General features: G+C 61.6%; 22 protein-coding genes and 4 pseudogenes. 9 read left to right on the top strand and 17 right to left on the bottom strand.

Going from position 1 to position 24,573, the window contains the following annotated elements; all coding sequences use genetic code 11:
- Positions 1–47: 47 nt before the first annotated feature.
- From AC0V2S_RS12180 to AC0V2S_RS12195, 4 genes are all read left to right on the top strand, one after another.
- Complete coding sequence (locus AC0V2S_RS12180) at positions 48–1,193, top strand: serine hydrolase domain-containing protein (protein WP_475509964.1); 1,146 nt, start codon at positions 48–50, stop codon at positions 1,191–1,193.
- Between the two features lie 224 nt (positions 1,194–1,417).
- Complete coding sequence (locus AC0V2S_RS12185; protein WP_475509965.1) at positions 1,418–2,383, top strand: OmpA family protein; 966 nt, start codon at positions 1,418–1,420, stop codon at positions 2,381–2,383.
- 38 nt (positions 2,384–2,421) lie between these two features.
- Positions 2,422–3,069, top strand: a complete 648-nt coding sequence (gene pdxH, locus AC0V2S_RS12190; RefSeq protein WP_475509966.1) for a pyridoxamine 5'-phosphate oxidase — start codon at positions 2,422–2,424, stop codon at positions 3,067–3,069.
- Between the two features lie 99 nt (positions 3,070–3,168).
- Complete coding sequence (locus tag AC0V2S_RS12195) at positions 3,169–3,633, top strand: outer membrane lipoprotein (protein ID WP_475509967.1); 465 nt, start codon at positions 3,169–3,171, stop codon at positions 3,631–3,633.
- A 52-nt stretch (positions 3,634–3,685) separates the two neighbouring features.
- Here the strand turns inward: AC0V2S_RS12195 and AC0V2S_RS12200 are convergent, their stop codons facing one another.
- The 6 genes and pseudogenes from AC0V2S_RS12200 to gcl all read right to left on the bottom strand — a co-directional run bounded on the left by AC0V2S_RS12200 (position 3,686) and on the right by gcl (position 11,470).
- Complete coding sequence (locus AC0V2S_RS12200; RefSeq protein WP_475509968.1) at positions 3,686–4,582, bottom strand: urea transporter; 897 nt, start codon at positions 4,580–4,582, stop codon at positions 3,686–3,688.
- Between the two features lie 301 nt (positions 4,583–4,883).
- Positions 4,884–6,314 (bottom strand): pyruvate kinase, encoded by a 1,431-nt coding sequence (gene pyk, locus AC0V2S_RS12205; RefSeq protein WP_475509969.1) that lies wholly within the window; start codon positions 6,312–6,314, stop codon positions 4,884–4,886.
- A complete protein-coding gene (locus tag AC0V2S_RS12210; RefSeq protein WP_475509970.1) occupies positions 6,311–7,585 on the bottom strand; it encodes a glycerate kinase type-2 family protein in 1,275 nt (424 codons plus the stop codon). The genes pyk and AC0V2S_RS12210 overlap by 4 nt, the downstream gene beginning before the upstream one ends.
- 268 nt (positions 7,586–7,853) lie before the next feature.
- Entirely contained in the window at positions 7,854–8,744 is an 891-nt protein-coding gene (locus AC0V2S_RS12215) for a 2-hydroxy-3-oxopropionate reductase (RefSeq protein WP_108097427.1), read from the bottom strand.
- 11 nt (positions 8,745–8,755) lie between these two features.
- Positions 8,756–9,537: pseudogene (hyi, locus tag AC0V2S_RS12220) on the bottom strand (hydroxypyruvate isomerase).
- Positions 9,538–9,695: 158 nt separating this feature from the next.
- Positions 9,696–11,470, bottom strand: a pseudogene (gene gcl / locus AC0V2S_RS12225) (glyoxylate carboligase).
- A 315-nt stretch (positions 11,471–11,785) separates the two neighbouring features.
- Between gcl and AC0V2S_RS12230 the strand changes: the two are divergent.
- The gene (locus AC0V2S_RS12230) at positions 11,786–12,217 is read left to right on the top strand and encodes a GlcG/HbpS family heme-binding protein (RefSeq protein ID WP_108097424.1); all 432 of its coding nucleotides are present in this window, start codon (positions 11,786–11,788) and stop codon (positions 12,215–12,217) included.
- A gap of 135 nt (positions 12,218–12,352) precedes the next feature.
- Here the strand turns inward: AC0V2S_RS12230 and AC0V2S_RS12235 are convergent.
- Positions 12,353–12,989, bottom strand: a pseudogene (locus AC0V2S_RS12235) (TetR/AcrR family transcriptional regulator).
- Positions 12,990–13,215: 226 nt separating this feature from the next.
- Between AC0V2S_RS12235 and moaA the strand changes: the two are divergent.
- The 3 genes from moaA (at position 13,216) to AC0V2S_RS12250 (ending at position 15,761) form a co-directional block, all read left to right on the top strand.
- On the top strand, positions 13,216–14,220 hold the full coding sequence (gene moaA / locus AC0V2S_RS12240; protein ID WP_178086470.1) for a GTP 3',8-cyclase MoaA: 1,005 nt from the start codon (positions 13,216–13,218) through the stop codon (positions 14,218–14,220).
- A 71-nt stretch (positions 14,221–14,291) separates the two neighbouring features.
- Positions 14,292–15,104 carry a substrate-binding periplasmic protein gene (locus AC0V2S_RS12245; RefSeq protein ID WP_475509971.1) on the top strand — a complete coding sequence of 271 codons (813 nt, stop codon included), beginning with the start codon at positions 14,292–14,294 and terminating at the stop codon, positions 15,102–15,104.
- A 207-nt stretch (positions 15,105–15,311) separates the two neighbouring features.
- Positions 15,312–15,761, top strand: a complete 450-nt coding sequence (locus AC0V2S_RS12250) for a PA2169 family four-helix-bundle protein (RefSeq protein WP_475509972.1) — start codon at positions 15,312–15,314, stop codon at positions 15,759–15,761.
- A 173-nt stretch (positions 15,762–15,934) separates the two neighbouring features.
- Here AC0V2S_RS12250 and AC0V2S_RS12255 read toward each other — a convergent pair.
- The 5 genes and pseudogenes from AC0V2S_RS12255 to AC0V2S_RS12275 form a co-directional block, all read right to left on the bottom strand.
- Positions 15,935–16,551: pseudogene (locus tag AC0V2S_RS12255) on the bottom strand (LysE family translocator).
- A 35-nt stretch (positions 16,552–16,586) separates the two neighbouring features.
- Positions 16,587–17,423, bottom strand: a complete 837-nt coding sequence (locus AC0V2S_RS12260) for an AraC family ligand binding domain-containing protein (protein WP_475509973.1) — start codon at positions 17,421–17,423, stop codon at positions 16,587–16,589.
- Positions 17,424–17,577: 154 nt separating this feature from the next.
- Positions 17,578–18,258 carry a tyrosine-protein phosphatase gene (locus AC0V2S_RS12265; protein WP_475509974.1) on the bottom strand — a complete coding sequence of 227 codons (681 nt, stop codon included), beginning with the start codon at positions 18,256–18,258 and terminating at the stop codon, positions 17,578–17,580.
- Positions 18,259–18,372: 114 nt separating this feature from the next.
- A complete protein-coding gene (locus tag AC0V2S_RS12270; RefSeq protein ID WP_475509975.1) occupies positions 18,373–19,044 on the bottom strand; it encodes a COG3650 family protein in 672 nt (223 codons plus the stop codon).
- Positions 19,045–19,106: 62 nt separating this feature from the next.
- A complete protein-coding gene (locus AC0V2S_RS12275; protein WP_475509976.1) occupies positions 19,107–19,706 on the bottom strand; it encodes a short chain dehydrogenase in 600 nt (199 codons plus the stop codon).
- 101 nt (positions 19,707–19,807) lie between these two features.
- Here AC0V2S_RS12275 and AC0V2S_RS12280 point away from each other — a divergent pair, with 101 nt between their 5' ends.
- Positions 19,808–20,725, top strand: coding sequence for a LysR family transcriptional regulator (locus tag AC0V2S_RS12280; RefSeq protein ID WP_475509977.1), 918 nt, complete (start codon positions 19,808–19,810; stop codon positions 20,723–20,725).
- A 91-nt stretch (positions 20,726–20,816) separates the two neighbouring features.
- On the opposite strand, the gene AC0V2S_RS12285 is transcribed toward AC0V2S_RS12280, so the two are convergent.
- From AC0V2S_RS12285 to AC0V2S_RS12305, 5 genes are read right to left on the bottom strand one after another with little or no spacing between them, the layout of a single operon-like run.
- Positions 20,817–22,034 carry a class I SAM-dependent methyltransferase gene (locus AC0V2S_RS12285; RefSeq protein ID WP_475509978.1) on the bottom strand — a complete coding sequence of 406 codons (1,218 nt, stop codon included), beginning with the start codon at positions 22,032–22,034 and terminating at the stop codon, positions 20,817–20,819.
- A gap of 41 nt (positions 22,035–22,075) precedes the next feature.
- Positions 22,076–22,552 (bottom strand): DoxX family protein, encoded by a 477-nt coding sequence (locus AC0V2S_RS12290; protein ID WP_475509979.1) that lies wholly within the window; start codon positions 22,550–22,552, stop codon positions 22,076–22,078.
- 4 nt (positions 22,553–22,556) lie between these two features.
- Complete coding sequence (locus AC0V2S_RS12295; RefSeq protein WP_475509980.1) at positions 22,557–23,309, bottom strand: HvfC/BufC N-terminal domain-containing protein; 753 nt, start codon at positions 23,307–23,309, stop codon at positions 22,557–22,559.
- Entirely contained in the window at positions 23,306–24,163 is an 858-nt protein-coding gene (gene bufB, locus AC0V2S_RS12300; protein WP_475509981.1) for an MNIO family bufferin maturase, read from the bottom strand. Before bufB ends, AC0V2S_RS12295 begins: the two co-directional genes overlap by 4 nt.
- Positions 24,164–24,182: 19 nt before the next feature.
- Entirely contained in the window at positions 24,183–24,488 is a 306-nt protein-coding gene (locus AC0V2S_RS12305; RefSeq protein ID WP_475509982.1) for a BufA1 family periplasmic bufferin-type metallophore, read from the bottom strand.
- Positions 24,489–24,573 lie beyond the last annotated feature (85 nt).

A 24,573-nucleotide genomic window follows, 5' to 3' on the forward strand; every position in this document is an offset into this window, starting at 1 on the left:
GGCGCCCAATAATGCCCACCCACTGTGTATGGCCCAAGGAGTTGAGCGTGCAAGTTCAAGGCTATTTCGATCTTAAATTCGAAGCGGTCAAAGAGGCGTTCGCCGCCCTGTTTGACGATCCCCAGGAGCGCGGTGGCGCGCTGTGCATACAAGTCGACGGCGAGACCGTGATCGACCTCTGGTGCGGCATGGCCGATAAAAACGGCGAGCACGCCTGGAACACCGACACCATCGCCAACCTGTTTTCCTGCACCAAAACCTTCACCGCCGTTGCTGCCCTGCAACTGGTGGGCGAGGGCAAGCTGGCTCTGGACGCCCCCGTGGCGTCGGTCTGGCCCGAATTCGCCGCTGCCGGCAAAGACAAAATCACCCTGCGTCAGCTGCTCAGCCATCGTGCCGGCGTACCGGCCGTGCGCGAGATGCTGCCGCCCGAAGCGCTCTACCAGTGGGACACCATGACCGCCGCCCTGGCCGCCGAAACTCCGTGGTGGACGCCCGGTGAAGGTCACGGCTATGCCGCCATCACCTATGGCTGGCTGGTCGGTGAGTTGTTGCGCCGGGTAGACGGCAAAGGGCCGGGCGAATCCATCGTCGCCCGCACCGTCAAGCCATTGGGGCTGGATTTCCATATCGGGCTGCCCGATCAGGAATTTTACCGGGTGAGCGACGTAGCGCGTGGCAAAGGCAACCTGGGCGACGCTTCGGCCCAGCGCCTGCTGAAAACCATGATGAGCGAGCCGGCGTCCATGACCACCCGCGCATTCGCCAACCCGCCGTCGATCATGACCAGCACCAACAAGCCCGAGTGGCGGCGCATGCAGCAGCCGGCGGCGAATGGCCACGGTAACGCGCGCAGTCTCGCCGGTTTCTATACCGGCTTGCTCAAGGGCCAGTTGCTCGATAGCGAATTGCTCGCCGAACTGACCCGCGAACACAGCATTGGCGAAGACAAAACCCTGCTCACCCAAACCCGTTTTGGCCTTGGCTGCATGCTCGACCAACCAGACGTACCCAACGCTACGTATGGCCTGGGGCCACGTGCCTTTGGTCATCCCGGCGCTGGCGGTTCTATCGGTTTTGCCGACCCTGAGTGTAAGGTGGCTTTCGGCTTCGTCACCAACACCCTCGGGCCTTACGTATTGATGGACCCACGGGCGCAGAAGTTGGCGCGTACCCTAGGTCAGTGCCTATAGTTTTTGCGATTGTGATTTAACGAAGTTGCTTACATTGGGGGCGGGCCCGGCGTAGTGCATAACCGGGTTCGTCAATTGTGATCATCTTTGCCGCTGCACCGTTGCCATGGCTGCCCGTTAGAAGCAGCCAGCTACGCGAACCGGTTCCGGCCATAGCGCCCTCCCAGGCAGAGAGCGTGGGCCGCCTGGTTCTTGAGCTTATTTTTTTGTGTTTTGAGGTTCCAATGTTTCCTATCAAGTCTGCTCTCGCGTTGGCGCTGTGCGCCGCTCTTGCTGGTTGTGCTTCTTCCCCTGAAACCCCCGATGCTTCTTCTGCCAAACCGCCAGTAGCCAGCGCCGCCAAGGCCGAATCCGGCAAGCACTGGTGGTGGCCGTTTGGTGACGACAAGGCTGAAACCCAGGCCGCCGTCCCAATGCCCGACCCGAAAATTACCCAGGCCTGGATGGACCAGTACGAACCGCGCCTGCGTGAAGCACTCGATGGCAGCAAATTCCAACTCGAACGCCGGGAAAACCTGCTGGTGGTCTCCGCCCCGGTGGACTCCTCGTTCAACCCTGATCGCCCAAGCATGCTGATGCCCATCACCCTCGGCCCGATCAGCCGGGTCGCCAAGCTGGTGGAAAACGACAAGCAAGTGGCCGTGCTGATTCTTGGCCATGCCGACCCAACCGGTGAAGAAAACCGTAACCGCGAGCTGAGCCTGGAACGCGCCCGCGCCGTGACCGCCATTTTCCGTTTGAGTGGTCTGAAAAATGATCGCTTGATGGTGCGTGGTTTTGGTTCGGTACTGCCGCGTGCCGCCAACGACAGCCCGGAAGGCCGCGCCCTGAACCGTCGCGTGGAAATCATGCTGACCCCGCAAGACACCATGACCGCCTTGTTGGCCAAGTACGCCCAGCCGGCTCCGGTGCCTGCGGCCCAAGCCCTGGTGCGTAACGACGTGGCGCCTGCTGTAGCGCCGGCCAAAACTGCCGCCAAACCGGCTGTGAAAAAAGCCGCTGCCAAGCCGGCCGCCAAGCCGACGACCGTCGCGAAGAAGCCGGCCGCCAAGCCAGCAGCAGCGAAACCAACCGCGGCCAAACCGGCGACCACCAAGCCCGCGACCACCCCTCCAGTTGCCGCCAAGCCGACTTCGGTCAAAGTGGCGCAGAATAATCCGGTGCAGGCTGCGAGCACGGACAAGCCCTAACGCTGTCCGCTGCCCATCCTTGATCCAGGAGCTGCGTGATGACCGCCAACCTCGCCGATATGCGTCGAGACTACACCCGCGACGGGCTCACCGAGGCGCAAGCCCCGGCCGAGCCCCTGGCCTTGTTCCAGCAATGGTTCAGCGATGCGCGTAACACCGAGCAACTGCCGGTAGAAGCCAACGCCATGACCCTCGCCACCGTCGACGCCGACGGCCGCCCGCACTGCCGCGTGCTGCTGCTGAAAAGCCTCGACGACCAGGGCTTTACCTTCTTCACCAACTACGACAGTGCCAAGGGCGAGCAAATCGACGCGCGCCCGTTTGCGGCCATGACCTTCTTCTGGCCGGCGCTGGAGCGTCAGGTGCGCATTGAAGGGCGGGTGGAGAAGGTGAGTAGCGATGAGTCCAACGACTACTTCCAGGTGCGCCCGCTGGGCAGCCGCCTCGGTGCCTGGGCATCGCCGCAAAGCCGGGTTATTGCCGACCGTGCCGAGCTGGAAGGTTTGCTGGCCGATACCGAGCGGCGGTTCCTCGACCAGGCGCCCACCTGCCCGCCGCATTGGGGCGGTTATCGTCTGTTGCCCGACCGCATCGAGTTCTGGCAAGGGCGCGCCAGTCGCCTGCATGACCGTTTGAACTATCGTCTAGAAAACGGCAACTGGGTGCGTGAGCGTTTGGCACCCTGAGTAGAGCCGTTCGGTCCAGCCGAGAATTATTCTTGCGCGGCCGTGACAGCGCCCTGAGTGGCGCTGTCTAATAGCTTGTCATCTCCCGGAGGTACCGTTATGCGTAAGTCTGTTTTGTTGATCGCGTCGTTCACGGTTGCGGCGCTGGCTCTGACCGGTTGCCAGTCCAGCCTGACAGGCGACTCCTATTCCCGCGATGAAGCGCGCACCGTGCAAACCGTGCGTATGGGCACCATCGAATCGCTGCGTCCGGTGAAAATCGAAGGCACCAAAACCCCAATCGGTGCCGGTGCAGGTGCGGTGGTGGGTGGTGTGGCCGGTAGCACCGTTGGCGGCGGCAAAGGCAGCATCGTGGCAGCCGTGATCGGCGCCGTGGCCGGTGGCCTGCTGGGTTCGGCGACCGAAGAAGGTCTGACCCGTGCCCAGGGTGTGGAAATCACCGTTAAGGAAGATGACGGCAGCATGCGTGCCTATGTGCAGGAAGTGCAGGAAAACGAGATTTTCCGCGTGGGCGAGCGCGTGCGCATCATGAGCGTTAACGGCACGAGCCGCGTAGCGCACTGATCCGTTTGCGAGTGTGAAAAGCCGACCTTAGGGTCGGCTTTTTTATGGGCGCCTACGAAATACGCTTGGGCCGTGAATCTTCGGCGCCTCTGCGCAACGTCCGATGCGTCGCCTGCACCAACCAGCACGCGAGAATAAACGGTGCCGTCAGCTCCGGCAGCGCAAACGCGGCAAAGCCCGGCTGCAACGGCAGGGCCAGCAAAATGCCCAGCAAAATCACCGCTGGATTGCGGTACACCTGACTCAGCGCCACGCCCACCAACACGCAGTTATACCCATACAGCCCATTCAACGCATTGGCGCTGGACCAACCCTGCTGCAACGCAAACGCCAAACCGATAGCCGAACCGAGCACCGCCCATAGCGCCGCGCGGCGGCTGGCCAAACACAGACCGAATAGCAAAATGGCGCCGGCCAGCGGTTCGCCGAGAAAGATCACCTGGCCCACGCCCTTGAGCAGTGCGGCGCCTAAACCAAACGCATCGAACACCGGCGTGCTGGCGACGGCCTGTTGCAACGGTGGAGTCAATGTCGCCGGCAGCAAGCTCAGCACTAGCCAACTCAAGCCCACAAACGGCGCGGTAAAAGCCGGCAGCCATTGGCGTTGCCGGTTGCCGCGCATCAGCCGTTCCAGCACCAGGCTGGACGCGCCGGCGCTGGCAATGATCAACAGCGGCAGCAGCGCCGACCAGGCGAAGCGGTGGCACAGCATCAGGCCCAGCAGTACGCCGTTGTAGCTGTACAGCCCGGCATCGATATCAGCCTGGGCATAGTTGCGTCGCCGCGCCACCAGGGCAGCGGCAAATCCACCGAGCAGGGCGCCACCGAGCAGGTCGGGCGCGCCGATGGCGATGGCCAACAACACCAGCGCGCCGAACACGGTGTGCTGTTGGAGGAAGATTTGGCTGCAGCCGTTTAGGAGGGCTTTGCCGTAGGAGAATTGGGTCATTGTCGGTGTGGCCTGTTGGGCTTCGCGTTGCTCAACCCAACCTACAAACCTACAAATCCGTAGGTTGGGTTGAGCGCAGCGAAGCCCAACGATTCAAATAAAAAAAGGCGCCCAACGAGGGCACGAAGGACGCCTAACTGGCATGAACCAGATGGGATATGGGTATTCCTGTCCGGCTTCCGGGTCGTCGGCCATGCTGCGTTGAAAGCCGGCTTTAAATGCTCACGTACTTAAGTACGCTGCGCTTTAAAGCCAACTTTCGCCTTGCCTGGCTCTAGCCCCGAAACCCTAGCTTTTGTGTTCAGAGCAAGGTTTCGATACGCAGGCTATTGGTGGTCCCGGATTGCCCAAACGGCATCCCGGCCGTAATCACCACCGTATCCCCACGCTTGGCCATGTTCTGTGCCTGAGCGATTTCCAGCGCCGTAGTGGTGATCTCGTCCACCTTGCTCAACCGCGCATTCACCACCGAGTAGATGCCCCACGCCACGGTCAGGCGGCGGGCGGTCTGGATGTTCGGGGTCAGGCTCAGAATCGGCGCTTTGGGTCGCTCGCGGGATGCACGCAGGCTGGAGCTGCCCGATTCGGTGTAGTTCACCAGCGCGGCCACCGGCAGAATCCCGCTGATTCGGCGGATGGCGCAGCTGATGGCGTCCGAGGCAGTGGCTTCGGCGCTTGGGCGGCTCACGTCGAGTTGGGCCTGGAAGTCCGGGCCGTTTTCCACCTGGCGGATGATCTTGGCCATCATGCTCACGGCTTCCAGCGGGTAATCACCGGAGGCGGTTTCGGCCGACAGCATCACCGCGTCCGTGCCTTCGGCTACGGCGTTGGCGACGTCAGTCACTTCGGCACGGGTCGGGGCAGGGGAGAAGCGCATGGATTCGAGCATCTGCGTGGCCACCACCACCGGTTTACCCAGCTGGCGGCAGGTGCGGATGATGTCTTTCTGAATGCGCGGCACGTTCTCGGCCGGCACTTCCACGCCCAGGTCGCCACGGGCCACCATGATCGCGTCGCACAGGCGGGCGATTTCTTCCAGGTGGTGCACAGCCGATGGTTTTTCAATCTTGGCCATCAGGAAGGCTTTGCCCTGGATCAGCTCGCGGGCTTCGAGGATGTCTTCGGGGCGTTGCACGAACGACAGCGCCACCCAGTCCACGCCCAGTTGCAGGCCGAACTCGAGGTCGATGCGGTCTTTGCTGGTCAGCGGGCTCAGTTGCAGCACGGCCTCGGGCACGTTCACGCCCTTGCGGTCAGACAGCTCGCCACCGGCACTCACCAGCGTGTCGACACCGGTGTTCTGCTTGCGCGTCACTTCCAGGCGCAGGCGACCATCGTCCAGCAGCAGGCTCATGCCCGGTTCCAGCGCTTCGATAATTTCCGGGTGCGGCAGGTTTACCCGGCGCTCATCACCTGGCGTGCTGTCCAGGTCCAGGCGGAAGGCCTGGCCACGGTTGAGGTTGACCTTGCCGCCAGCGAATTTGCCCACGCGCAGTTTCGGCCCTTGCAGGTCCATAAGGATGCCGATCGGGGTGTTCAGCTGCCGCTCCACTTCACGCACCCACTGGTAGCGTTCGGCGTGGTCGGCGTGTTCGCCGTGGCTGAAGTTCAGGCGGAACAGGTTCACCCCGGCTTCCACCAGGTGGCGAACGTCATCCACGCCTTTTACGGCAGGGCCGAGGGTGGCGAGAATTTTTACTTTCTTATCGGTTTTTGGGCTGTGCAGGCTCATTGGGCAGGCTTCTCAAGAATCAGAATGGCGCGAAAATCGTTGACGTTGGTCCGCGTCGGGCCGGTGACGATCAAGTCGTCCAGGGCCGCGAAGTAGCCATAGCCATTGTTGTTATCCAGTTCGTCGCTCGCCGACAGGTTTAGCGCGGCGGCGCGGGTGTAGCTGCTCGGCGTCATCAGCGCGCCGGCGTTGTCTTCGGAACCGTCGATGCCGTCGGTATCACCGGCCAGGGCATACACGCCCGGCAGACCTTTGAGGCTTTCGGTCAGGCTCAGCAGAAATTCCGCGTTGCGCCCGCCACGGCCATTGCCGCGCACGGTCACGGTGGTTTCGCCGCCGGAGAGAATCACGCACGGCGGTTTGATCGGCTGGCCGTGCAGTTGAATCTGCCGGGCGATACCGGCATGCACCTTGGCCACTTCCCGCGACTCACCTTCCAGGTCGCCGAGAATCAGGGTCGGCAAGCCGGCGGCCTGGGCTTTGGCGGCAGCGGCATCCAGCGACTGTTGCGGCGTGGCGATTAACTGGAAGTGGCTGCGCGCCAGGCACGGGTCGCCGGGTTTTACCGTTTCCGATTCCGGGCTGTTCAGCCAGGCGCGTACGTTGGCTGGGATCTCGATGCTGTAGCGGGCCAGAATCGCCAGCGCCTGCTGCGAGGTGGTGGGGTCGGCAACCGTCGGGCCGGAGGCGATCACCGTGGCTTCATCGCCCGGTACATCCGAGATGGCGTAGGTGTACACGCTGGCCGGCCAGGAGGCTTTGGCCAGGCGGCCGCCCTTGATGGCCGAGAGGTGCTTGCGCACGCAGTTCATCTCGCCAATGGTCGCGCCGGACTTGAGCAGGGCTTTGTTCATGGCCTGTTTGTCTTGCAGGCTGATGCCGGCAGCGGGCAGGGCGAGCAACGAGGAGCCGCCGCCGGAGAGCAGGAAAATCACCCGGTCGCTTTCCTGCAGATTGCTCACCAGTTCCAGCACCCGACGGGCCACGCGTTCGCCGGCGTCATCGGGTACCGGGTGAGCGGCCTCGACCACTTCGATTTTCTGGCAGTTGGCGCCGTGCTCGTAACGGGTCACCACCAGGCCGGACACCTCGCCCTGCCACTCGCGCTCCACCACTTCGGCCATGGCCGCGGCGGCCTTGCCGGCGCCGATCACAATCACCCGGCCACTGCGATCGCTGGGCAGGTAATCGGCCAGTACCTGGCGCGGGTGGGCGGCGTCGATTGCGGTGGCGAACAGGTCGCGCAGCAGGCTTTTCGGGTCGAGGCTCATCGGGGACTACTCCAAGGCTCTTTTTTGTTATGGGTGCACATCGATTGCAGTCCACAGCTCTCGTACTCAAGGGCTGTGGACTGAAATCGACCCACCCGGCTCGCAGGCCGTGACACCGCTTTGCCGGGCAGATCGAAAAGGGTCACCGAGATCCCGAAGGATCACGGTGTGTAGGTTGGGTTGAGCCGTAGGCGAAGCCCAACAGGCGGGGGCCAAGTTGGGCTTCGCTTTGCTCAACCCAACCTACGAATCCAACCTACAAACGACGTTAATCCTTACGGATCGAGAAGTTGGCCATGTGTTCCAGGCCTTTGATCAGTGCCGAGTGGTCCCAGTTGCTGCCACCGATGGCCGCGCAGGTGCTGAACACTTGCTGGGCGTTGGCGGTGTTTGGCAGGTTCAGGCCCAGTTCCTTGGCGCCGGCCAGAGCCAGGTTCAGGTCTTTCTGGTGCAGGCTGATACGGAAGCCGGGATCGAAGGTGCCTTTGATCATTCGCTCGCCGTGCACTTCCAGAATCTTGGAGCCGGCGAAACCACCCATCAGCGCTTCACGCACCTTGGCTGGGTCGGCGCCGTTCTTGGCGGCGAACAGCAGGGCTTCGGCAACGGCCTGAATGTTCAGGGCCACGATGATCTGGTTGGCGACCTTGGCGGTCTGCCCGTCACCATTGCCACCAACGCGAGTGATGTTCTTGCCCATGGCCTGGAACAGCGGCAGCGCGCGTTCGAAGGCTTTTTCGCAACCGCCGACCATGATCGACAGGGTGGCCGCCTTGGCGCCCACTTCACCGCCGGAAACCGGGGCGTCGAGGTAGGCAGCGCCGGTGGCTTTGATTTTTTCGGCGAACGCTTTGGTGGCGGTAGGGGAGATCGAGCTCATGTCGATGACCACTTTGCCGGCGCCTGCGCCTTCAACTACGCCGTCCTTACGGAACAGCACGTCTTCAACCTGGGGGGTATCCGGCACCATGATGATGATGAATTCGGATTCCTGCGCCACTTCCTTCGGGTTGGCCAGGCCAACGCCGTTTTCGCCCAGCAGGTCTGCCGGGGCTTTGTCGAAGTGCTCGGAGAAGAACAGGGTGTGACCTGCTTTTTGCAGGTTCTGGGCCATGGGCTTGCCCATGATGCCGGTGCCGATAAAACCGATTTTAGCCATGGGAATTCTCCTTAGATGGCGTTGTGAGTCTTTAACCAGCCGAGGCCGGCAGCGGTGGTAGTGGCAGGCTTGTATTCACAGCCGACCCAGCCCTGGTAACCGATGCGGTCCAGGTGCGCGAACAGGAAGCGGTAGTTGATTTCGCCAGTACCTGGCTCGTTGCGGCCGGGGTTGTCTGCCAGCTGCACGTGGTTGATCACCGCCAGGTTGCCTTCCAGGCTGCGGGCCAGATCACCTTCCATGATTTGCATGTGGTAGATGTCGTATTGCAGGAACAGGTTGGCGCTGCCGACCTTCTCGCGAATGGCCAGGGCCTGCTTGGTGGTGTTCAGGTAGAAGCCGGGAATGTCGCGGGTGTTGATCATTTCCATGACCAGCTTGATACCGGCGGCTTGCAGTTTTTCGGCGGCGTACTTGAGGTTGTCGACGAAGGTTTTTTCAACGGTGGCGCAGTCCAACCCTGAGGGCGGATACCGGCCAGGCAGTTAATCTGGGTATTGCCCAGTACCTTGGCGTAGGCGATTGCCTTGTCCACACCGGCGCGGAATTCTTCAACGCGATCAGGGTGGCAGGCGATCCCGCGTTCGCCCTTGGCCCAGTCACCGGCCGGCAGGTTGAACAGCACCTGCTCCAGTTTGTGGGTGCTCAGGCGGGCCTTGATTTCTTCGACCGGGAAGTCGTACGGAAACAGGTATTCAACGCCGCTGAAACCGGCTTGGGCAGCAGCGTCGAAACGGTCCAGGAAGTCCACTTCGGTGAACAGCATGGACAGGTTGGCGGCAAAGCGTGGCATGGAGCTTCTCCTCGATTTGGCTGGGGAGGGAAGGGCAAAGGCCCCTCTCCCTAGCCCTCTCCCGCAAGCGGGAGAGGGGACAGTTTTGTGTAGGCGCTGAGGTCGCTTGTCTCCCCTCGCCCGCTCGCGGGAGAGGGGCTGGGGGAGAGGGCCGCTTTTTAATCCAGCAGCGAGATCGCGGTCGGCGCATCCGCCCCAGTCAACGCCAGGTCTTCAAACTCGTTAACCGCGTTGATCTCGGTACCCATGGAGATGTTGGTCACGCGCTCCAGGATGATTTCCACCACCACTGGTACGCGGTACTCAGCCATCAGCTCCTGAGCCTTGCGCAGTGCCGGCTGGATATCGTTCGGCTCGAACACACGAATGGCCTTGCAACCCAGACCTTCGGCAACGGCCACGTGGTCTACGCCGTAGCCATTGATCTCTGGCGCGTTGATGTTTTCGAAGGCCAGCTGCACGCAGTAGTCCATTTCGAAACCGCGCTGTGCCTGACGGATCAGACCCAGGTACGAGTTGTTCACCACTACGTGGATGTACGGCAGGTTGAACTGCGCGCCCACGGCCAATTCTTCGATCATGAACTGGAAGTCGTAGTCGCCAGACAGCGCGACAACCTTGCGGCTCGGGTCGGCTTTAACCACGCCGAGCGCTGCCGGAATGGTCCAGCCCAGCGGGCCGGCCTGGCCGCAGTTGATCCAGTGACGCGGCTTGTACACGTGCAGGAACTGCGCGCCGGCAATCTGCGACAGACCGATGGTGCTGACGTAGCAGGTGTCTTTGCCGAAAACTTCGTTCATTTCTTCGTAAACGCGCTGTGGTTTTACCGGCACGTTTTCGAAGTGGGTTTTGCGCTGCAGGGTGCGCTTGCGCTGGTGGCAGGAATCCAGCCAGGCGGCACGGCTTTTCAGCTTGCCAGCCGCTTTCCATTCCTGGGCCACGGTGATGAACATATCCAGCGCGGCGCCGGCGTCAGACACGATGCCCAGGTCCGGGTTGAATACGCGACCGATTTGCGTCGGCTCGATATCCACGTGAATAAAGCGGCGGCCTTCGGTGTACACATCCACGGAACCCGTGTGGCGGTTGGCCCAACGGTTGCCGATACCGAACACCAGGTCCGATTCCAGTAGGGTGGCGTTGCCGTAGCGGTGCGAGGTTTGCAGACCAACCATGCCGACCATCAGCGGGTGATCGTCCGGAATAGTGCCCCAGCCCATCAGGTCGGAACCACCGGCACGCCAACCAGCTCGGCGAACTGCACCAGCTTGTCGCTGGCGTCGGCGTTGATGATGCCGCCACCGGCTACCAGCAGAGGGCGCTCGGCGTCGTTCAACAGCGCCAGGGCTTTTTCGGCCTGGGTGCGGTTGGCGGCGGGGCGGCTCAGCGGCAGCGGTTGGTAGGCTTCGATATCGAATTCGATTTCAGCCATCTGCACGTCGAACGGCAGGTCGATCAGCACGGGGCCTGGACGGCCGCTGCGCATTTCATAGAAAGCTTTCTGGAACGCGTAAGGCACCTGGCCCGGCTCCATGACGGTGGTCGCCCACTTGGTCACCGGCTTGACGATGCTGGTGATGTCGACGGCCTGGAAATCTTCCTTGTGCATACGGGCACGCGGCGCCTGGCCGGTGATGCACAGAATCGGGATGGAGTCGGCGCTGGCACTGTACAGGCCAGTGACCATGTCGGTACCTGCCGGGCCGGAGGTGCCGATGCACACACCGATATTGCCAGCCTTGGTACGGGTGTAACCCTCGGCCATGTGCGAAGCGCCTTCCACGTGGCGAGCCAGTACGTGGTCGATGCCGCCGACTTTTTTCAGCGAGGCGTACAGGGGGTTGATCGCGGCGCCCGGAATACCAAACGCGGTGTCGACGCCTTCGCGGCGCATCACGAGGACGGCTGCCTCGATTGCTCTCATTTTGGCCATTTGTTGTGCCTCTTTTGTTCTTAAATTGTATACAACTTGCTGCGGCAGATTCTATTCAGGGCATGACTTTGCGGTCAACAAGTTTTCTTGGGCAATTCAGAACGAGGCAAAACAGATTTAAAACGCCTGTTTTAGCGGGGGTTGTAGAAGGGTAAGGGTTGGTGGTTTTGTGTATGTATACAAAAAACGCTAAGATTGTATCTGTTGCTTGCGTTTTTTGTTTTGGGTGCGATAGTTAAAGCCGTCTTCAGATTGCACCGTGGGCCTTGCCTCGGTGTGTTCCTACCGCTTTCCAATTACAAGAAAGGATCGACCATGAGCGCGTTAACCCTTGAAACCGCTACCCGCATCACTGCGCAAGCACAGTCCGCTGCCCGCGCTATTTCCACGGCGCCGCTGACCATTGCGGTGCTGGATGCCGGCGGCCATTTGATTTCGCTACTGCGTGAGGACGGCTCGAGCCTGCTGCGTCCGCAAATTGCCATTGGCAAGGCGTGGGGCGCAGTGGCGTTGGGGAAAGCCTCGCGGCAGATCGCCAGCGACGCGCAGCAGCGCCCGAGCTTTATCGCAGCAGTAAATACCCTGGCGCACGGCAATGTGATTCCGGCGCCGGGCGGCGTGCTGATTCGGGATGCGAACAATCAGGTGATCGGCGCCATCGGCATCAGTGGCGATACCTCGGACATCGATGAGCAATGCGCGGTGAAAGGGGTGTTGGCGGTGGGGTTGCAGGCGGATATTGGCTAGGCCGTAATCGGCGATCTATCCGACATTCTGGATCCCGGCCTGCGCCGGGATGACGGTGTTGTGAGGGAAATCTCCGTCGTCCCGAATCGTCGGACCGCCGCGCAGGCGGGGATCCAGAGTCGTGAAGGGAGCGAATTACCCAGCAACCTTCACCGGCTTGATGCTCCCCTCACTCACCTCACACCCGCCAATCACCATCCGAATAATCGTCTCGGCCGCCGCTCATAGTCGGCGTCGTCGAGCTTGGCCTTGCCGGTGACGATGGAGATCTGCCAATCGAAGTCGGCGTAGGTCTGGGTCGCGGCCAGATGCTGAACAGCAGGTGGTGCGGGTCGACCTTGGCCATCAGGCCCTGATCAATCCAGGCCTGAATGCAGCTGATATTGTGCTTGGCCTGTTCGTTGAGCTGGGCGGTTTGCTCGGCGGAAAGGTGCGGGGCGCCGTGCATGATCTCGCTGGCGAACACCTTGGAGGCGTAGGCCAGGTCGCGCGAGATACGGATTTTCGAGCGGATGTACGCGCGCAGCACATCGGCCGGCTGGCCACCCTGGTTGAACGGCTGCGAGGCCGCCAGCAAAGGTTCGACGATGCTTTCCAGCACCTCGCGGTACAGATTTTCTTTGGACTTGAAGTAGTAATACACGTTGGGCTTGGGCAGGCCCGCCTTGGCGGCGATGTCGCTGGTCTTGGTGGCGGCGAAGCCCTTGTCGGCGAACTCTTCACTGGCCGCGCGCAGAATCAACTCTTTGTTGCGCTCGCGAATACTGGTCATCTAAAGACTCTTTTTGCTGTGGCACCGCATCGATGGGCTTGCTGAGTGGTCGGGCATACTAGCACCGCGTTTGCGCGGCGCTCAACGTACGTAGTGGCGCATAAATGGCAGACAAAATGTTGTATACGCGTTGCCCTGTTTTTGGGTACATTCCTGACCTCGTGGTCAGCTAACTCCATAACAACAATTTTTCGGCTCCCTGAGCAGTTGGAGATCCGTCGTGTCCTTGCCGCTTGCTCCAGATGCCAGCCTTGTCGATCCCTTCGGGCGGCGCATCACCTACCTGCGTCTGTCCGTCACCGACCGCTGCGATTTTCGCTGCACCTACTGCATGAGCGAAGACATGCAGTTCGCCCCCCGCGCGCAGATTCTTACCCTCGAAGAGCTGTACAACGTGGCCGATGCGTTTATCGGTCTGGGGGTTAAGCGCATCCGCATCACTGGCGGCGAGCCGCTGGTGCGCAAGGGTGTGGTCGGCTTGCTGGAACGCCTTGGCGCGCGCAGCGAATTGGAAGACCTGGCGATCACCAGCAACGGTTCGCAGCTCATCGAGATGGCCGGGCAATTGAAGGACGCCGGGGTCAAGCGCCTGAATATCAGCCTCGACTCCCTGCAACGCGAACGCTTCGCCGCCTTTACCCGGCGCGACAAACTCGACCAGGTGCTCGCCGGTATCGACGCCGCGCAAGCCGCCGGTTTCAAGCGCATCAAACTCAACTGCGTGGTGCAGCAAGGCCGCAATGACGACGAGGTGCACGATCTGGTGCAGTTCGCCGTCGACCGTGGCCTGGACATCAGCTTTATCGAAGAAATGCCCCTGGGCACCATCACCAGCCACCAGCGCGAACACACGTTCTGTTCAAGCGACCAGGTACGCGCGCGTATCGAAGAGCGCTTTGCCCTGGTACGCAGCAGCCGCGTCACCGGCGGCCCGTCGCGCTACTGGCAGGTGGTCGGCAGCGACACTCAGGTGGGCTTTATTTCGCCCCACAGCCATAACTTCTGCGGCGACTGCAACCGCGTGCGGGTGACCGCCGAAGGCAAGCTGGTGCTGTGCCTCGGCCACGAAGGCGCGCTGGACCTCAAACACCTGATGCGCGCCCACCCCGGCGACAGCCAGCGCCTGCGTGAAGCGCTGGTGAACGCCCTGCAACTGAAACCCGAACGCCATCACTTCGCCCAGCACGAGCAAGTGCAGGTGCTGCGGTTTATGAGCATGACGGGCGGGTAGGGCGGCGCTACAGCATGGGTTTCGCTGCGCTCTACCCATCAATTCCACAACAACAAGAAAGGAAGCCTGTCGTGAGAAAGCTCGTCTGCAGTTTTATCGCCGCGTTCTGTGCGGCCACCGCCAACGCCCAAACCTACGTGGTCGGCGTGGAAAACTCGCCCTTTATGCCGCACTTCAGCACGGACAAGCAGGGTGTCTACTCCGGCTTTGCCCGTGAGGTGCTCGACCTGTTTGCCGCCAAGGCCGGCATTCAACTGGAATACCGCGCGCTGCCGGTGGATCGGTTGCTCCCGGCCCTGCTGCAAGGCGACGTGGACTTCAAATACCCCGACAACCCCAACTGGGCGCAAACCCAGAAAGCCGGCAAAAACGTGCAGTACAGCCAGGCTGTGGTGAACTACGTGGATGGCGTATTGGTGCCGCCGATGCAGCAGGGCATGGGCGTGGAAAAACTGCAGCGCCTCGCTATCGTCAGCGGCTGGACGCCCTGGGCCTACCAGGCGCGAATCGACGCCAAGCAGACCCAGTTGACCGCAAGCGAAGACCTGCCCGGCATGATCAAGCTAGCCTTGAAGAAGGAAGCCGACGGCGCCTACTTCAACGTGGTGGTCGCCACCTACTACCTCGACAATATCCGCGCCCGGCCCGGCGCATTGGTGTTCGACTCCAAGCTGCCGTTCACCCGTGGCACGTTCAACCTTTCCAGCACCAAACACCCGGAGCTGATTCAGCGATTCGACCAGTTCCTCGCCGAGCAACACGAGGCCATTGCGGTGCTCAAAGAGAAGTACCAGGTAGAGGCCAATCTGGACTCCGAATTTATGGGCATGGAGCAGTGGAAAGTCGATTTCCTCAAGCGCCAGAAGGCCAAACAGACGCCATAAAGCCTGGGCGGCGACCAGCGGTTGCAGGCCCCATGTGGCCTGCGTTTGCCGCGTGATATCAGGCACTTGCCGGCGCTGCCTGCCAGCGTTTTACCTGAACCTTTGACGACAGCGTCCACTCCATTTTTCCGAGCGGTCGGCATACACAGCTGACTTCAATCTGACGGCTTTTACCTGAAGCCCGAGACGCAAAAGAGGAATTTGAACATGGACAACAAAGACACTATCTCGCTGCTCAACAACCTGATCGAAACCAGCAAAGACGGTCAGAAAGGTTTCCACGAGTGTGCTGAAGATCTGAAAAACGCCGAACTCAAAGGCTTGTTCAGCCAACGTTCGGCCGAGTGCGCAGCCGCAGCCGGCGAATTGCAACAGCTGGTACGCAGCCTGGGCGGCGACCCGGAAACCAGTTCGAGCGCTGCCGGTGCCTTGCACCGTGGCTGGGTCAACCTGAAAAGCGTGCTGACTGGCCATAGCGAAGAGGCCATTCTCAACGAAGCCGAGCGCGGTGAAGACGTGGCGCTCAAGCACTACAAAGAAGCGCTGGAAAAAGACCTGCCTTCGAACGTGCGCAGCATTCTTGAGAAACAACGTCAGGGCGTTCAGCGCAATCACGATCAGGTGAAGGCGCTTAGAAACATGGCGCGTGCGAGCTAATCAACCTTGTAGGTTGGGCTGAGCCGAAGGCGAAGCCCAACGCGTTTTACGCGTCGTCTTGTTGGGCTTCGCTACGCTCAACCCAACCTACTTGGTTGCTGTCACGGGGCGCTCATCCGTCGCGCCGTGACGCAAAAGGGCGAACCGCCACAAGCGGTTCGCCCTTTCTCGTTTTACGCCAACAAACTCAACCAGGCCGACGCCAGCAACAGCGCTGCCATCACCCGATTAAACCGTTGCATCCCCACATCGGTCCGGCAGAAGCGGGTAGCGCCACGTCCCAATGCGGCCCATGCCGCCATGCACGGCACCGCGACCACAAAGAACAGCAACGCCAACAACGCCACGCGGCCGGTTTTATCTGCGGCGTGGGCGGCAAATACGCCGACCACCGCCAACGCCATCATCCAGGTTTCGGGTTGACCACTTGCAACGCCGCCGCGGCGGTCATGCTCATGCGTTCGCCGGTTTGCTGCTGGGCGTTATCCAGCCCCACCGCCGGGCTGCGGAATATTTGCCAAGCCATATAGCTCAGCCAGGCAATGCCAAACCAGGCCATGGCCCGTTGCACCTGCGGGTGCTGCGTCAGGGTTTCGCCAATGCCCAGGCCGACCAGCAACACCAGCAACGCGGCGGCGCCACAGGCAGCGGCAATCAACGGCGCAGCGGCGACCAGCCCGAAGCGCGCGCTATTGCTCATCACCAGCAGGTTGGTGGGGCCAGGAGTAATAGAGGCAACGAAGGCGAATAACAAAAAAGGCAGCAGGTCCACGGGGCAGGCTCCGATCAATAGCAGGAGCCTGAATGGTCGCAGGGGCGGGGCGCTCAGTCTGGACGATTTGTGCAGCGCTTGCGGTAGTCCGCCGGGGTCAGGCGATAGGCGCGTTGAAACCAGCGGCCCAGATGACTCTGGTCGGCAAAGCCCAGGGCGCTGGCGACATCGGCCGGGGTTTCGCCACGGGCCAGCAGGTGCCGGGCTTTGGCCAGACGCAGTTGAATCAGGTAAGCGTGGGGCGCGATACCGAACGCGGATTTGAACGCGCGGCTCAGGCGAAAGCGGTCGACGCCACTGGCACGCGCCAGATCGTCCAGGCCGATATCGTCGTGCACATGGGCGTGCAGATAATCCCGCGCCCGTTGCGCCACCAGCGGCAAGCGCGGGTCGAGCGGCAGGCGCTTGCGCCAGTGCAGGTGGGCGGTCAGTTGCCCGAGCAAACCATCCACCGCTGTCTGCCGCACGATTCGCAGTTCGCCGCCGTGTAACGCCTGAAATGCCTGCAGAGTGGCACGGGCTAGTGCGGTGTCCTGGGTTAGCGTCTGGGCGATGCTGGGCTGGCAATCCGCCGGCGCCTGTTCAAACAGTGCGTGCAGCTCGCGTTCCAGCCAGTGCGGGTCGAGATAGAGCGTGGAGTAGGTGAAGCCATCGGCGCTGGGCGCGAAGCCGTCGTGGATCTCGCCGGGCTCCAACATAAACACCTGGCCCGGCGTGCTGTTGTGCTGGCGCTGGCGGCAGCTGAATTGCTGCACGCCTTGCTCGGTGACGCCGATCAGGTAGCTGTCGTGCCAATGGGGGTCGTAGGCGTGGCCACGGAAGTGGGCGCGAATGGTCTCGATGCCGGTGTCGGCATCCTGGGCGAGATCGATCCAGTTGGTTGAGGCCATGGGGGTGGACCAGGAAAACGGGTGGTCGGGCAAGTATGCCTTTGCGGGAAATCAGTGTCTGGAAGAATTGTGCAGGGCTTACGAGCGGCCCTCACCCCCAGCCCCTCTCCCACAAGTGGGCGAGGGGAGCCCGATCAGCGCTCGCCCTCCAATCTCAAGGGTGCGCCGTCGACACCAACGTATTCAACCAAGGCCGCAAATAGCAGGTGGAAATCACCTTGGTGTCGCACTTGCCATTGGTCAGCGCCTCGCGCAGTTTGCCGATGTCTGCCCGTTCCACATAGGCGCGGGCGTCTTCCATATCGTCGTCCTGGCCATAGCCGCCGTGGAGCATCTCGCTGAGTGCTTCCTGTTTGGTCCAGCCTTGAATCACCGTGCGGAACATGGCGCCGATCAGGCCGGTGCGGTCGCTGCCGTGTTTGCAGTGCATCAGCACCGGACCACGGGTTTCGGCCAGTTGCAGGGCGTTGAGTACGCGCAATACATCGGCATCGTCAACGCGGTCGGCATGCAACGGAATGCTGATGAGGTTGATGTCTGGATTGTTCAACCACTGGCGGTCGTCGTCTTTGATAAAGGAAACAACGGTGCGTATCTGCAACTGCTCAAGCACTGGCAAATTTTGCGAGGTGGGCAGCGCGCTACGGTACAGCGTGGGCGACATTTCGAAGAGCTTGAACGAGGCATCCACCGGCTGCGCCCAGCTTTCTGCCTGCGGACCACTCAGCAGCGGCGTTGCGGGAGCATGGGTTGGCAAGTAACGCATCAGCAGGTAGCCGGCGATGACGGCCACTACGGCGATGACGGAAAAAACCAGGCGACGTGACTTGAGCATGAAGACTCCCCGAATAAGGGGGGCCATGCTAGAAAAGCGCGGGTGAAGGCCGGATCAAAACAATGTGAAAAAAGAGTGAACGGGCGTGCCTTCACGCCCGTTTAACACGCACGCTTACTGGTTGCGCGACCCACCAAAGTAGGCGCAGCCGCGCTCCACTTTGCCGTTGCTGCGCAGCTCGGCCGACAGGAACTGCACCGCCCCGCTGGCACTGTCGACGCAACGCTGCGGCGCCACCCAGAGCTCCAGGGTCAGGCCGTTGGCCTCGCTGGTGAGGTTGAAGCGGCCGTCGCCCAATTGTTCTTCCAGATAGGGCAGGGCCAGCGGCTCCTGGCCCGGGCGTTCGAGCACCATGCCTTTGGCATTTACGCTGACAGCCCAGTCCGGCTCATGGCCGCTGGCGCGCAGCACTTGGCGTTTGAAATTCGGGTCGTCGCAACCGTGGCCTTCACGCTGCACGCGGTACAGGCGGGTGAGGTTCAGCTGGCCATCGCTGCCGGCCACTTTGCTGGCGTCGAGGTTGCCGCTGACGTCGGCAAACAGGGTGCCGTTCTTGGTGTCGAGCAACGCTGCCGATTCCTGCAGAAGCCCGGTGTTGCCGCTGTCATTGATCACAAAGCGGCGTTGCTCCTGGCACGGGCGCAGCAGCAGTTGGCCGTTGTTGACGCTCAGCTCGCCCTGGATACGGGTGCCGGAGGAAACCGGCGCTTCCTCGGGACCGTAGAGCATCGTGCAGCTGGCGAACAGGGGCAGCAGGGCAAACAGCAGGGGGCGAACGGCGCGCATCGAGGGGTCTCCTTGGAAGTGCCGCCACGTTACCCACGCCCCGTTGCCTGCACAAGAACGATTTAGCCAACGGTATAGATCTGCCCCGTCTGCTTGCCTTCCACGCTCTTGGCATACGCCAGCGCCACATCCACCGCTGGCACCGGCTTGAAGCCGCGGAAGAATGGGCCGTAGCTGTCCATCGCTTCGACCAGTACGGTCGGGCTGATGATATTTACCCGCAGGCCGCGCGGCAGCTCAATGGCGGCGGCTTTGACGAAGCTGTTCAGCGCGCCGTTAACCATGCTCGCCGAGGTGCCGGCCACAATCGGGTCGTCGCTGAGAATTCCCGAGGTAAAGGTGAAGGAGCCGCCATCGTTGATAAATTCGCGGCCAATCAGCAGCAGGTTGACCTGGCCCATCAGCTTGTCATTCAGGCCCACAGTGAATTGTTCAGCCTGCATTTCAGCTAAAGCGCCGAAATGTACGGAGCCGGTGGCGGCGACCAGGGCATCGAAACTGCCGATCTCCTCGAACAGCTTACGAATCGAGGCCACATCGCGGATATCCACTTGGTAGTCGCCGCTGCTGCGACCGACGCGGATCACTTCATGACGCTCGGCCAGTTCACGTTCTACCGCTTGGCCAATGGTGCCGCTGGCACCGACAAGGATGATTTTCATGGCACTGCTCCTGATTGAGTGGCTTGCAGTGTAGGTCGACCTTTTGTGGGTGATAATCCCGCTAATTGGAAACCTTTGGTTCTCACTGGGAAACAATAGCCATGAGTGAAATGGATGATCTGGCCGCCTTTGCCACCCTGGTCGAGGCGGGCAGTTTTACCCAGGCCGCTGAACGCCTGGGGTGCAGCAAGGGGCAACTGTCCAAGCGTATCGGCTTGCTGGAGCAGGGGCTGGGTATCAGCTTGCTGTACCGCACCACGCGCAAGTTGTCGCTGACGGCGGCGGGCGCGGCGTTATTGCCTGAAGCGCAGGCGCTGGTTGCCCAGGCCACGCGAGCCCGGCAAACCCTGGCGCGCTTGCAGGAAGAAGCGGCGGGCAGCGTGCGGATCACCGCGCCGGTGTCGTTGGGCGATACCTTTTTCGATGCGTTGCAGCTGCAGTTCGCCCAGGCGTTTCCGCAGATCCGTATCGAGCTTGAGCTAAGCAACACTTACCGCGATCTGGTGGCCGATGGGTTCGATCTGGCGATTCGCAGCGGCGAGCAAATGGATGACCGCCTGGTGGCTCGCCCGCTGTTGTCGATGCAGGAGTTGACCTGTGCCAGCCCGGCATACCTCGCCGCCCATGGTGAGGTGCAGACGCCGCAGCAGCTGAGCGAGCACGTGTGCCTGCTCAACAGCCATTACAGCGGCGCCGAAGAATGGCTGTACCACCGTCAGCATGAGCTGACGCGGGTGCAGGTAACCGGTCCGTTTGCCAGCAACCACTACAGCCTGTTGAAGAAGGCCTGCCTGGGCGGCGCGGGGATTGCGCGGTTGCCGTCGTATCTGGTGCATCAGGAATTATTGGACGGCAGCCTGGTGTGGCTGTTGCGCGACTACCAGACAAGGATCAGCCCGGTGTTTCTGGTGCATGCCTATCAGCATGGGTTGCCCAAGCGCACGCAGGTGTTGGCGGATTATTTGTTGGGGTGGTTCGAGCAGCGGCGCAAGGAGTTGGACCTGCTTACAACCCCGTAGGGCCGTAGGATGGGTAGAGGCGCAGCCGAAACCCATCAATTCGCGTAACGATGGGTTTCGCCTGCGGCTCTACCCATCCTACGGTCTCGCATCAGAGGCGATTGTCGGCTTTAAGCAGCGTTTCCAGACACTGCTCCTGAATCCCGTAAAACGCCTTGATGCCCTGAATCTTTTCCATCATCTCGGCCGGGTTCACCGGCTCGGCGCGTTTCACGGCGAGAATCATCTTGTTCTTGTTGGTGTGTTCCAACGAGACAAACTCGAACACCTTGGTCTCATACCCGCAGGCTTCCAGCAGCAGCGCGCGCAGGCTGTCGGTGACCATCTCGGCTTCCTGGCCCAGGTGCACGCCGTACTGCAGCATCGGGCGCAGCATGCTCGGGCTGCTCATCTGCGGGCGGATCTGTTTGTGGCAGCAGGGCGAGCACATGATGATCGAGGCGTCGCTGCGAATGCCGAGGTGAATGGCGTAGTCGGTTGCCACATCGCAGGCGTGCAGGGCGATCATGATGTCGATGGCCGCTGGGGTGTAGGTACGCACATCGCCATGCTCAAAGCTCAGCCCCGGTTGCTCCAAGCGCGCTGCCGCATCGTTGCCCAAACGCACCATATCTTCACGCAGCTCAACGCCGGTGACCTTGCCCTGACGGCCCAGGCTATTGCGCAGGTAGTCGTGCATGGCGAAGGTGAGGTAGCCCTTGCCGGAGCCGAAGTCGACGGCGTGAATGGCTTCGTCGGCGCCGCGTTGTTGCAGCGGCGAGCTGGCCAGGGCGTGGGAAAACACTTCAACGAACTTGTTGATCTGCTTCCACTTGCGCGCCATCGCCGGCACCAGCTCGTGCTTGGCGGTGGTGACACCGAGGTCGGTGAGAAACGGCCGGGTCAGCTCCAGAAAGCGTTTTTTCTCGCGGTCATGGCCGGTGCTGGCGCCTTCGCGCTCCACGGCCTTGCCGACAAACAACCGGCTTTTGTTTTTCTTGCCGAAGGTCAGCTGCACGTCGTCGGTCAGCGACAGCAGGTGCGCATTCTTGAACGCGACCGGCAGCAGCTCGGCGATCAGCGCCAGGGCTTCGTCAACCGGGTGGTTCTTGGTGATATCGCGGGTTTTGTAGGTGTACAAAAACGACAGGCAGGCCTGGCCGCGTACCGTCACCGGGCGCAGGGTTAGGCGCTGCAGGTCGGTTTCCTCGCCCTGGTATTTGCTGAGCAGCACCTTGACCAGGGTGTTCTGCACCAGGCTCTTTTCCACGAGGGCGAGAAAGTCGCCACGGTCATCGGTGGCGGCGGCGGTAGCAACTTCAACTGACATGTACAGGCCCGGTTATCACTGGCTGGCGAGGGGCGGTAATGCTACAGGGTTCGCGCCGTTCTGTGGCGCCGCGCCAGCAGGTGGTCGATGGACAGCACGCCAGGACCACGGGCCATCAGGTACAGCAACACCGCCGCCCAGGTGCCGTGGGTGGGGTAGGCGTCGGGGTAGACGAACAACTGAATGGTCAGCGTCATGCCCAGCAGCGCCAGGGCGGAGAAGCGCGTGGCGAAGCCCAGCAAAATCAGCACGGGGAAAAAGTGCTCGTTGAAGGTGGCCAGGTAGGCGGCGGTTTCCGGCGGAATCAGCGGCAGGGCGTATTCGCTGCTGAACAACGGAATGGTTGAGTCGGCCAGGTGCGGGTTGTCGAAGACAAAGGTGCCACTGACCAGGTCGATGGCAAAGCCTTCCACTTTGGTCTGCCCGGATTTCCAGAACACCGCCGCAATGGAGAAACGCGCGATAAAGGCGATCAGGCTATGGGGGATTTTTTCGAATAGATCGATCAGACGGTTCATGGCGTCACTCGCAGGAGAGCGCGGTGATCGCGCCGTAATGGATAAGCAGCGCCAGGCAGGCGCTGAGGTCGAAGTCGGCTGGGCAGTTGGCCGTGGCGGCCGCAAACGGCTTGCCGGCCCGCAGGCGATAGATAAAGCCGGCGCTGGCGGCATCCAGTTCGATCACCAGCACATCGAGCTGTTGGCGCAGCACCAGGCAGTGTTCAGGCTGTTCGATCACGATCTGCTCAAGCGTCAATTCGCCCTGATGCGCCGCCCACAAAGAGCTTACGGCGTAGGCCGACGACAGCACGTGCAACGACGGATGCAGGTGAAACACCAGGCCGGGCAATTGCGCGGCGTCACTGACGGCGGCGGCCAGCTCTTCGGTGCTCACGGGGTCTACGTCGGCAGCGTGGTAGGCCTGAATACGCAGTGCTTCGAGACGCGCGACATCGGCCAGATAAGGCAGCGAGCGGGCCGGTTCAAAGTCGGCGATAAAGTCCGCCAGGTCATCGCCGTAGTGCACCAACAAGCGCGAGCGCGGCGGATGGTTGTGCACATACACCTGCGCCATGGCGCGGAAGAACTCGACGCCGACCAAGGCCTGCACTACCGGGTAACTGTCGGCCAGGGCATTGATCAGCGAACTCAGCACATTATTGCGATACACGGCAAAGCGCGCCGCCGGGTTGGAGCCATTGCAGGTGCGCAAGCCGCCGGGCGCCCTGGGCTCAATGCCGAGCAGGGCATGCTGGAAATCGGCTTGCAGGCTCATGGCGCGAGCACCCGTTCGGCCAACTGGGCTTCGGCCAGCAACTGGTGCAGGGGCGGTACGTCGTTGTCCCATTCGATAAGCGTGGGCAGTGGGCCCAGTTGGTCGATGATTTGCGCATAGAGCGCCCACACCGCGTTATCCACCGGCGCGCCATGGCTGTCGATGAGCAGACGGGCGCCAACGCTGTCCTGGTCTTCGGCAAAGCCGGCCAGGTGAATCTGCTGCACGGCGGCCAACGGCAATTCATGTAGATAGGTCTGCACATCGCGCTGGTGATTGATGCAGGAGACATACAGGTTGTTCACATCCAGCAGCAGGCCGCAGCCGGTGCGTTGCACCACCTCACGGATAAACGCCGCCTCGCCCAGGCTGGAGCCTGTGAACTCGACATAGGTCGCCGGGTTTTCCAGCAGCAGTGGGCGTTTGAGAAAGGACTGGGTGTGGTCGATATGGGCGCAGACTCGCTCCAGCGTCGGCCTGTCGTAGGCCACCGGCAGCAGGTCATTAAAGTAAGTAGGGCCATGGCTGGACCAGGCCAGATGTTCGGAAAAGACTTCCGGCTGGTAGCGCTCCAGCAGCACGGCAAGGCGTTGCAGGTGGTCGGTATCCAGCGGTTCTTCGCCGCCAATGGACAAGCCAACCCCGTGCAGCGCCAGCGGATAGTGCTGACGAATCTGCCCGAGGTAATGATGAAACGGGCCGCCGGCGACCATGTAGTTTTCCGCATGGATTTCAAAGAAACCAATGCTGGGCCGGCTGGCGAGAATGTCCTGGTAATGCTGGGATTTCAGGCCCAGGCCAGCACGCGCTGGCAGGCCGGTACGGGACGCACGAAGAGGCAGGGGCTGGTTCATGGTCGTGCGTCCCGACTGCTCAGGCTTTTTCTTTGAAGGCAGCCAGTTGGCCGAAGCCGGTCGGCGAGGTCGGGCTGGCGGTTTTTTCGCAGGTGCCTTTAGGAACCAGTTTCCAGGCGTTGCCCTGGAAGTCTTTTGCAGATGTGCCCGCGCAAGTAGTGCCGGCGCCCGCCGCGCAATCGTTTTTGCCCTTCATGGCCACGCCAAAACACTTGTCGCCTTTCTCATCGGCATGCGCCGTCATGGGCGCGGCGGCAATGCTCAGGGCGCTGCCCAAGGCCAGGGCGAGGGCGGCGGTGTGCAGGGGACGGTTGTTCTTGTTCATGGGGTTCTCTCTATTCACGTTGAAGGAGCAGGCCATGGCTGCCTGCTTAGTGAAGTAGAGAAAGGCGGGGGCGGGTTGTTACAGC

This window comes from Pseudomonas sp. CC11G (assembly GCF_056174845.1).